The 8,570-nt window shown below is 29.9% G+C and carries 9 protein-coding genes and 1 tRNA gene; 5 read left to right on the top strand and 5 right to left on the bottom strand.

Going from position 1 to position 8,570, the window contains the following annotated elements; translation table 11 throughout:
- The coding region (locus QOR43_RS04765; protein ID WP_283571439.1) for an AMP-binding protein at positions 1-1,157 on the bottom strand (1,157 nt) is incomplete at its 3' end.
- 229 nt (positions 1,158-1,386) lie between these two features.
- On the opposite strand from QOR43_RS04765, the gene QOR43_RS04760 reads away from it, so the two are divergent.
- From QOR43_RS04760 to surE, 5 genes are all read left to right on the top strand, one after another.
- Entirely contained in the window at positions 1,387-2,613 is a 1,227-nt protein-coding gene (locus tag QOR43_RS04760) for a U32 family peptidase (RefSeq protein ID WP_265134390.1), read from the top strand.
- A complete protein-coding gene (locus tag QOR43_RS04755) occupies positions 2,610-3,188 on the top strand; it encodes a UbiX family flavin prenyltransferase (protein WP_265134391.1) in 579 nt (192 codons plus the stop codon). The genes QOR43_RS04760 and QOR43_RS04755 overlap by 4 nt, the downstream gene beginning before the upstream one ends.
- On the top strand, positions 3,175-4,053 hold the full coding sequence (locus QOR43_RS04750; RefSeq protein WP_265134392.1) for a tyrosine-type recombinase/integrase: 879 nt from the start codon (positions 3,175-3,177) through the stop codon (positions 4,051-4,053). Before QOR43_RS04755 ends, QOR43_RS04750 begins: the two co-directional genes overlap by 14 nt.
- 31 nt (positions 4,054-4,084) lie before the next feature.
- Positions 4,085-4,157, top strand: a tRNA-Pro gene (locus tag QOR43_RS04745).
- A 27-nt stretch (positions 4,158-4,184) separates the two neighbouring features.
- Positions 4,185-4,943 carry a 5'/3'-nucleotidase SurE gene (gene surE / locus QOR43_RS04740; protein WP_265134393.1) on the top strand — a complete coding sequence of 253 codons (759 nt, stop codon included), beginning with the start codon at positions 4,185-4,187 and terminating at the stop codon, positions 4,941-4,943.
- On the opposite strand, the gene QOR43_RS04735 is transcribed toward surE, so the two are convergent.
- From QOR43_RS04735 to QOR43_RS04720, 4 genes are read right to left on the bottom strand one after another with little or no spacing between them, the layout of a single operon-like run.
- Complete coding sequence (locus QOR43_RS04735) at positions 4,940-5,602, bottom strand: ABC transporter ATP-binding protein (protein WP_283571438.1); 663 nt, start codon at positions 5,600-5,602, stop codon at positions 4,940-4,942. The genes surE and QOR43_RS04735 overlap by 4 nt on opposite strands.
- The gene (locus QOR43_RS04730; protein WP_265134394.1) at positions 5,599-6,819 is read right to left on the bottom strand and encodes an efflux RND transporter periplasmic adaptor subunit; all 1,221 of its coding nucleotides are present in this window, start codon (positions 6,817-6,819) and stop codon (positions 5,599-5,601) included. Before QOR43_RS04730 ends, QOR43_RS04735 begins: the two co-directional genes overlap by 4 nt.
- Complete coding sequence (locus QOR43_RS04725) at positions 6,816-8,081, bottom strand: TolC family protein (protein WP_265134395.1); 1,266 nt, start codon at positions 8,079-8,081, stop codon at positions 6,816-6,818. Before QOR43_RS04725 ends, QOR43_RS04730 begins: the two co-directional genes overlap by 4 nt.
- On the bottom strand, positions 8,078-8,530 hold the full coding sequence (locus QOR43_RS04720; protein WP_265134396.1) for a hypothetical protein: 453 nt from the start codon (positions 8,528-8,530) through the stop codon (positions 8,078-8,080). Before QOR43_RS04720 ends, QOR43_RS04725 begins: the two co-directional genes overlap by 4 nt.
- Positions 8,531-8,570: the final 40 nt, after the last annotated feature.

Raw genomic sequence — 8,570 nt, 5'->3', positions numbered from 1 at the left:
ACAGAACCAAGCACTCTTAAAGTTGATAAATCATATTTTGCTGGTATTTCTTCTCCAAATCTCATTAACATTCTTATTGCTGTTGGTGCTGTGTAAAATACATTTACTCCGTATTTTTCAACATATTCCCACCATATTCCAGGATGAGGATATACAGGAACTCCTTCCATTATTACAGAAGTTATACCATTTGCAAGTGGCCCATACACTATATAACTATGTCCTGTAATCCAGCCAATATCGGCAGTGCACCAATAGATAGTATCTTCTTTTACATCAAAAACTGCTTTTGTTGTTAGATATGTATTTACCATATATCCGCCGGTTGTATGTAATACTCCTTTTGGTTTTCCTGTTGTCCCTGATGTATAAAGTATGAATAATGGGTCTTCTGCATCCATTACCTCTGGCTCGCAAGTTTTTGGATGGCTTTTGATTAAAGTTTCAAAATCCACAACAAAATGCTCTTCAAATTCCTCAGACATATCTTTATCTCTATCCCAAAGGATAACTTTTTCAACAAAATCTAAATCTCTAATAGCTTCTCTTACAACCGGATAAAGAGGTATTCTTTTTCCTCTTCTTTTTGTATAAGTAGCTGTTATAACTACTTTTGCTTTTGCATCTTCTATTCTAATTTTTAAAGCCCCTTCGCTAAATCCGGCAAATACAACACTATGGATTGCTCCTATTCTTGCACAGGCAAGCATAGAGATTATAGCTTCTATTGTATTTGGCATATATATAGATACTCTATCTCCTTTTTGGACACCGAGGGATTTAAGCCCATTAGCCAATCTATTTACTTGTTCTAATAGCTCTCCATAAGTTATCTTTTTTTCATTTCCTTCTTCATCTACATATATGTATGCTACTTTATTTCTTTTTCCGTTTTTAACATGTCTATCAAGGCAGTTATAGGTGATATTTGTTTTTCCACCTACAAACCATTTTGCATAAGGATAATTCCATTCAAGGACTTTTTCCCATTTGGAAAACCATTCAAGCTGATTTGCTATTTCGCTCCAAAATTCATCCGGATTTTCTATTGATTTTTTATAAACAGATTCATAATCCGGAAAATTTGCTGTCTTTACTATCTCTTCCGGTGGGTAATACTTTTCCTGAACATTCAAAAGCAAATCTGTCTTTTCCATAATGAAACCTCCTTTGTTAAGATTTTTTAAAAAACGGTGAAGCATTATATATAACATCGTTTTATTTGTCAAATTTTTTATAATTAAATCAAGATTTTAAAACATTGTTTGATTTTGTTAAATAAAACAGTGTTTGATTTTTTAAATAAAAAATTAGATGACAAAAAACATCTTTTCTTTTATTGATTTATGTCATAATTTGTTATTATTAATAACCGGAGGTAATGTTATGAATAAACCTGAAATACTTGCACCTGTTGGACATTATGAAGGGCTTGCTGCTGTAATAAAGGCAGGGGCAGATGCTATATATATGGGCTGTGGAAAATTAAATCAGAGAGCCTTAAAATCTGAATTTGATATAAATGATGTAAAAGAGATTAGAAAAATTACACAAGATAAAGGAATAAAACAGTATATAGTTTTAAACTCAATAGTTTTTGAAGATGATTTGCCATTTATAAATGAAACCTTAGACCAGCTTAAAGAGATAGGAGTAGATGCAGTAATCGGTTGGGATATGGCTGTATTATCCGGAGCCATTCAAAGAGGTATAACAACTCATCTTTCTACAATGGCTTCTGTATCAAACTCACAGGCAGCAAAATTTTATGAATCTCTTGGAGTAAAAAGAATAGTTCCTGCAAGGGAAGTTAAACTGCAAGGATTATTAGACCTTAAAGAAAAAACAAATCTTGAAATAGAAATATTTGTCCATGGAGCAATGTGTATGGCAGTATCCGGAAGATGTTTTTTAAGTCACGATGTTTTTGAAACTTCCGGAAACAGAGGAGAATGTTATCAAGTATGCAGACATGAATTTGAAGTAAAAATAACATCAAAAAATACCGGAACAGATTTTATACTCGGTTCAGATTATGTTTTATCTGCAAGAGATTTAGTTACACTCAATTTTATAGATAGATTAATGTGGGCAGATAGCTGGAAAATAGAAGGCAGAAATAAAAACCCTGATTATGCATATCTTGTAACTTATGCTTACAGAGAAGCAAGAGATAGAATATTAAACGGAGAATGGAGCACAAAAGGTTATCAAGATTTATGGGATTTATTAGAAAGGGCATATCATAGAGAATGGGATAGTGGATTTTATTTCGGAGAAGGGTTATTTGGCTTAAATAAATCTATTGCAAAAGAGAAAAAATTATATGTAGGAGAAGTTATAAAATATTATCCAAAAATATCTGTAGCAGAAGTAAGAATAATAAATCATCCGATTAAAATTGGTGATACAATACATATTATAGGAAAAACTACCGGAGTAGTAAGACAAAAAGTAGAATCAATGCAGATTGATAGAAAAGATATTACAGAAACTGAAAGGGGAATGGTAATAGGCTTAAAAACAATAGATAAAGTAAGAGAAGGAGATAAAGTATATCTTATGCAAGAAGTATCAGAAGAGGAGTTATTGGCAGAAAAATCATTACGATGAAAAAATTTGTTGTAGGTATAACCGGAGCAAGTGGTTTTATATATGGAAAAAGATTAGTAGAAGAGCTTTCCAAAAACAATAAAGTCTATCTTATTGTTTCGCAGGCCGGTTATACCGTTATGGAAAAAGAAAATAATGTAAAAAAATCTGATTTTATAAAAAGTTTAAATGAAAATGTAAAAATTTTTGATAATAAGGATATAGCTTCTCCACTTGCAAGTGGTTCAAATATAGTAAAAACAGAGGGAGTTATAATAGCTCCCTGTTCTATGGATACATTATCTGCCATTGCAAATGGTGTAAGCTCTAATCTCATACAAAGGGTTGCAGATGTTGCATTAAAAGAAAGAAAAAAATTATATCTTCTTGTCAGAGAAATGCCTTTTTCAATAATTCATATACAAAATATGAAAAAAGCAACAGAAGCTGGAGCAATAGTAGCATCTGCTTCACCGGCATTTTACCATTATCCAAAAACAGTAGATGATATGATAAATTTTGTTGTAGGAAAAATTTTAGATACATTTGGTGTAGAGCATAATTTATATAAAAGGTGGAACAATGAAGCTCTCTGAATGTATAGATTTTTATATATCTTATATAGCAGATAAATCACCCCATACGGTAAAAAATTACAAATCCGATTTAAAACATTTTATACAGGCTATAGGAGATAAAGATATAGAAAATATAACAAAGGCAGATATAGCAAAATTTAGAATGTATCTACAGATGAATAAGAAAAAATCTTCAACAATAGCAAGAAAACTTGCATCTTTAAATTCATTCTTTCAATATTTTATAGATATAGAAATAATAAATGCTTCTCCTATAACAAAATCCCACAGACCAAAAGTTTCACAAAAAATACCAGCTTCATTATCAGACGAAGAGATAAAAAAAATTTTAGATAATATCCAAAGCCTACAAGATAAAGTAATAATATCAATGATGCTTACAACAGGTATTCGTTCTTCTGAACTTTTGAATATAAAAAGGAAAAATATTATTTTGTATAGAGAAAATCAAACTTACAGCATAGATTATGCAATAAATAATGGTTTAAAAGAAAATGATGTGGCATTTATTAAGATAAAAGGAAAAGGAGATAAGGAAAGAGATATTCCTATTTCCGGAAAAACCTTGGAAATATTAATTGAGTATCTAAAAGAGATACCTTTTGAAGATATCTTTCCTATATCTTATTACTCTTTATGGAGAAGAATAAAAAATATCGGGAAAAGCCTTGGAATAGAGCTTCATCCTCATAAACTTAGACATACAGCAGCAACTATGGCTTTAAAATCAGGAACAGAACTTAGAATTATTCAGGAACTACTTGGACATGCATCTCCTACCACAACAGCAAGATATGCAAAAGTCGGACAAAAAGCTCTTATTGAAGCAACAAAAATACTTTCAAATTTACTTGAAAAATGAGGTAAAATTTATATATTAAAAAATTTGCATTCGGAGCGTGGCGCAGGTGGTAGCGCACTGGCATGGGGGGCCAGAGGTCGCCCGTTCAAATCGGGTCGCTCCGACTAAAATAAATATATAAAGGAAGAAAGATGAGTAAATATAAAGTTTTACTTACAAATGATGATGGATACCAATCGGAAGGTATATTACAAATAAGAAAAGCTCTGATAGATGCAAATTTTGATGTGGTTACTATTTCTCCTGATAGAAATATGAGCGGTACTTCCCACTCTCTAACATTTACAAGACCTTTAAAAATTGTGAAAAAAGAAGAAAATTTTTATTATATTGTTGATGGAACTCCGGCAGATTGTGTTCATCTTGGCGTAAATGTTATACTAAAAGAAAAACCGGATTTATTAGTTTCCGGTATAAATACAGGGCCAAATATAGGAAATGATATTTTTTATTCCGGAACTGTAGGAGCAGCAAGGGAAGGAACTTTATTTGGTATTCCATCGGTTGCTTTTTCTGTAGCATCTTCTAAAAATCCGGATTTTGAGAATGCATCAAAAATAGCCTTAAAAATTATAAAAAAAGTTATTGAAAAAGGCTTACCAAAAGGAACATTATTAAATGTAAATATTCCAAATAATCCAAAAGGTTATTTACTTACAAAGCAAGGAAGAGGTGCTTATAAAGAAGAGATTGTTAAATATTTATCTCCAAGTAAAGAAGAGTATTGGTGGATAGGTGGAGAAGAAGCTTTATTTGAAGAATGTGAATCCGGAACAGATTATACAGCCATAAAAAATGGTTTTGTATCAATAACCCCTATCAAACTTGATTTAACCGATTATGATAGCTTAACATTCTTAGATGAAACAGGATTTTTAAAGATAGATTAATATCTAATATTTCCATCCTCTATATAGATAATCCTTCTTGCATATTTTGCTATTTCAGGGTCATGGGTTACCATTATTATTGTTTTGCCTTCTTTATTTAAACTACTAAATATATCCATTATCTCAAATGCCGTTTTTCTGTCTAATGCGCCGGTTGGCTCATCTGCTATTATAAGTTCAGGGTCATTTATTAAAGCCCTTGCAATTGCTACCCGTTGTTGTTGTCCTCCTGAAAGCTGAGATGGTTTTAGGTTTATCTTATCTTTCATTCCTACCTTTTCAAGAAGAAATATAGCTCTATCTTCTGGAACATCTTTTGAAGAGTATAATGTAGGAACTAAAACATTTTCTTTTGCAGTTAGATATTGAATTAGATAAAACTGCTGAAAAACAAATCCTATATGCTCATTTCTTATTTTAGATAAAGTATCATCATCTAAGGATGATATATCTTTTCCTTTAAAAAAATATTTCCCTGATGTTGGAGTATCAAGACAACCGATTATATTCATTAATGTTGTTTTACCCGAACCAGATACCCCCATTATACATACAAACTCCCCTTCTTCTATTGTTAGATTTACTCCTTTTAAAACCTGTGTTTCTATATCGGCTGTTTTATATATTTTTATTATATTTTGTAGTTTTATTAAGCTCAATGCTTAGCCTCTGGTAATATTAGCTTTGTGGCAACAATATCTCCTTCTTTTAATCCTTCTAAGATTTCTGTGTATTCAGAAGTTATCCAACCGGTTTTTACTTTAACTTTTGTTATCTTTTTTCCATCTACTTTATAAACTACTTGGTTATTTTCTTCAAATTTAACTGCTGAGTTTGGAACTACCAATGCATTTTGTTTTTCACCGGTTATTATTTTTGCATAAACAGTCATCTGAGGTTTTAAAAATAATGCATCTTCTTCTTTTGCTTTAACTATTGCAAGATAATAAACAATATTATCCTTTACAACAGGCTCCGGATATATTTTAGATATAACACCTTCAAACTTTTTCCCCGGATATGCATCTGCAGTATATTCTACCTTTTGTCCTTCTTTTATCTTTCCTATATCTGTTTCATCTACATAAATCTGTATTTCTACTTTTGTTGGGTCTAATATTGTAATTAAATTTGCAACCTGCAAGCCGGCTACAACCGTTTCTCCTTCTCTTGCAGTTACATTAGATACTATCCCATCAATTGGTGAGTATATTTCTGTGTATGTTGTTCTTACATTGTTTTTTGTTAGGTTTAATTTTTTTATCTCTACATCTTCTTTTGCTATTCTTAGCTGGGTTTCATACTCCTTTTTTACCCTTTCCAAACTTTTTTCTGCCTGTTCCAATGAAGCTTTTGCAGATTCATAATCCCTTTTAGCCTGTTCTAATGCCTGATAAGTTGTATATTCTTTTTCTATCAGTGATTTTTGTCTTTCTAAATTCCATTTCGCATAATTATAATTTGCTTTAGCTTGCTCCAAAGCCTTTTCTGCTTCTTTTATTCGTAGAGGATAAGTTTCCTGTATTTGATATAAAGTATCTAAGGATTTTTGATAATCTTTTTGGGCTGTCTGAGTATCAATTAATGTTTCCCTTTGGTCTATAATTGCTATTAGCTGTCCTTTTTTTACTTTATCTCCTATATCTACATTCATTTTTACAATTGTTCCTGTTGCCCTTGCTCCTACCTTTACATAGGCATTAACCTGTGGCTGAACTATTGCAGTAGCATCAATAGTGTTTATTATATTTTCCCTCTTTACAACGGCTGTTTCTAATACTTTTATCTCTTCTTTATTTTTAAAAAATTTGTTATATATTCCAAAAATCAATATTCCTATTATAATAATAACTATCAAATAAATTAATTTTTTCATTTTTGCCTCGCTATATCTTCCAATTTGTAAATATTTAGCTCTCTTTCAAGATTTGATACAGAGATAGCTATATCTAATAAACTATTAATATAGGTTTCATGGGCATTTGCAAGTAATGTTTCGGCAGTAGTTAAAGATAGTATATCTCCGGTTCCGGCTTTGTATTCTCCAATTGCCTGTTCATAATTTTGTTTAGCCTGTTCCAAAGTAGTTTTAGAGGCATTTAATTTTTCAAATGATGTTTCCAAATCAAGATATTTGTTGTATAGATTAACAGATATTGTTCTTTCAATTTCTTTTAATCCATTCAACGCAGCTTTTTCCTGTTCTTTTGCCGATAAATAATTAAACTCCCGTTTAAAACCGGAAAATATATTCCATTGTAATCCAAAAGAATAAACATTATAATCATTTTTAACATTTGTTAAACTTGAATATCCATTATTAAAAGAAGCCTGTAAATACAAAGAAGGTAAATATTGAGCTTTAACTAAATTTATACTTTCTTTTGCTTGGTTTAAAATATACTTTTGATATTTATATTCCGGTCTATTTTCCAAAGCTATCTGTTTTAATTTATCAAATTGTGGCAAACTCATTTCTGAAATCTCTTTTAAGACTTTCTCATCTAAGCTAATTTCTTCTTCTAAATTATTTCCTATTAAAGAATTTAGATTAGAAAGAGATTTTTTATAATCATTTTTTGCCTGAATCAAAGATAATTTTGCATTTTCAAATCTTACCTTTGCTTGTAAAACATCTGAAAGTTTAACTAATCCAAGTTCCTTTTTTTCTATGGCTATTTCATAATCTATCTGGGCATTTTTTACTGCAATTTCTCTTATCTCTGCAATCTGTTTTAAAGCAATGGTTTGATAATATGCAACTTTTACATTATAGATAATATCTGATTTTGTTTTATTTAAAAGCTCTTCATAACTTTTATATGTATAAAAATTTATTTTGCTTCCAAAATATGTATTACCACTATCAAATAAATACCATATAACATTTAAAGCATGGTTTCTGCTAAAAAAATCATAAGGGTTATAATCTGTATATTTTGAATAATTGAAACTATAACTAATTTGAGGGAAAAATCCGGATTTTGAAGCTTGATAATTATAATAACTTTGCTCTTTATTATGTATTGCTTCTTTATATTGAGGTAGATTTGTTAAAGCCATATTTATAGCTTCATCTAAGGTTAAAGCAAAAACCGATTTATAAAAAATTATTATAAATAGTAATATTTTTCTCATATTTCTGTTTTATCTACATAATTAATTATTTTTTCAAACTGCTTTTTTGTTAAAATTGATTGAACAGCTTTTAATAAATTTATATCATATAAAGATAACTGAGTTTTTAGCTGGGCTATATCAATCAAAAGCTGTTTTACAACATCAGGATTGTTTTCTTTCAATACTACTTCTTTTAATCTTTCTTCTTCCTCTTTTATTTTTTTTGCTTTTTCAAACATTAAAGGATAATATCTTTCATTTAACTCTTTTATTTGAGATAACTGCTCCGGCGAGAGATTAAGTTGAGATAGATTTTCTGATATAACTTTTATTATATTAAATCTATATGTTAAAAAATATTCATCCGGTATATCATCGTATGTTATCAAAGCTGCATTTTTCTTGTATATCTGCCCTGCATTCGTAGTATAAATTAAGATAAAAATAATTAAAAATATCTTATTCAATTCTTGACTCCACAAAAGTTAGATATAATAATTATTATAA

Origin of the sequence: Venenivibrio stagnispumantis, assembly GCF_900182795.1 — a bacterium.
GTDB classification, from domain to species: domain Bacteria; phylum Aquificota; class Aquificia; order Aquificales; family Hydrogenothermaceae; genus Venenivibrio; species Venenivibrio stagnispumantis.
Note: the sequence above shows the minus strand (reverse complement) of the source record. Positions and strands in the feature narration are given on the sequence as shown.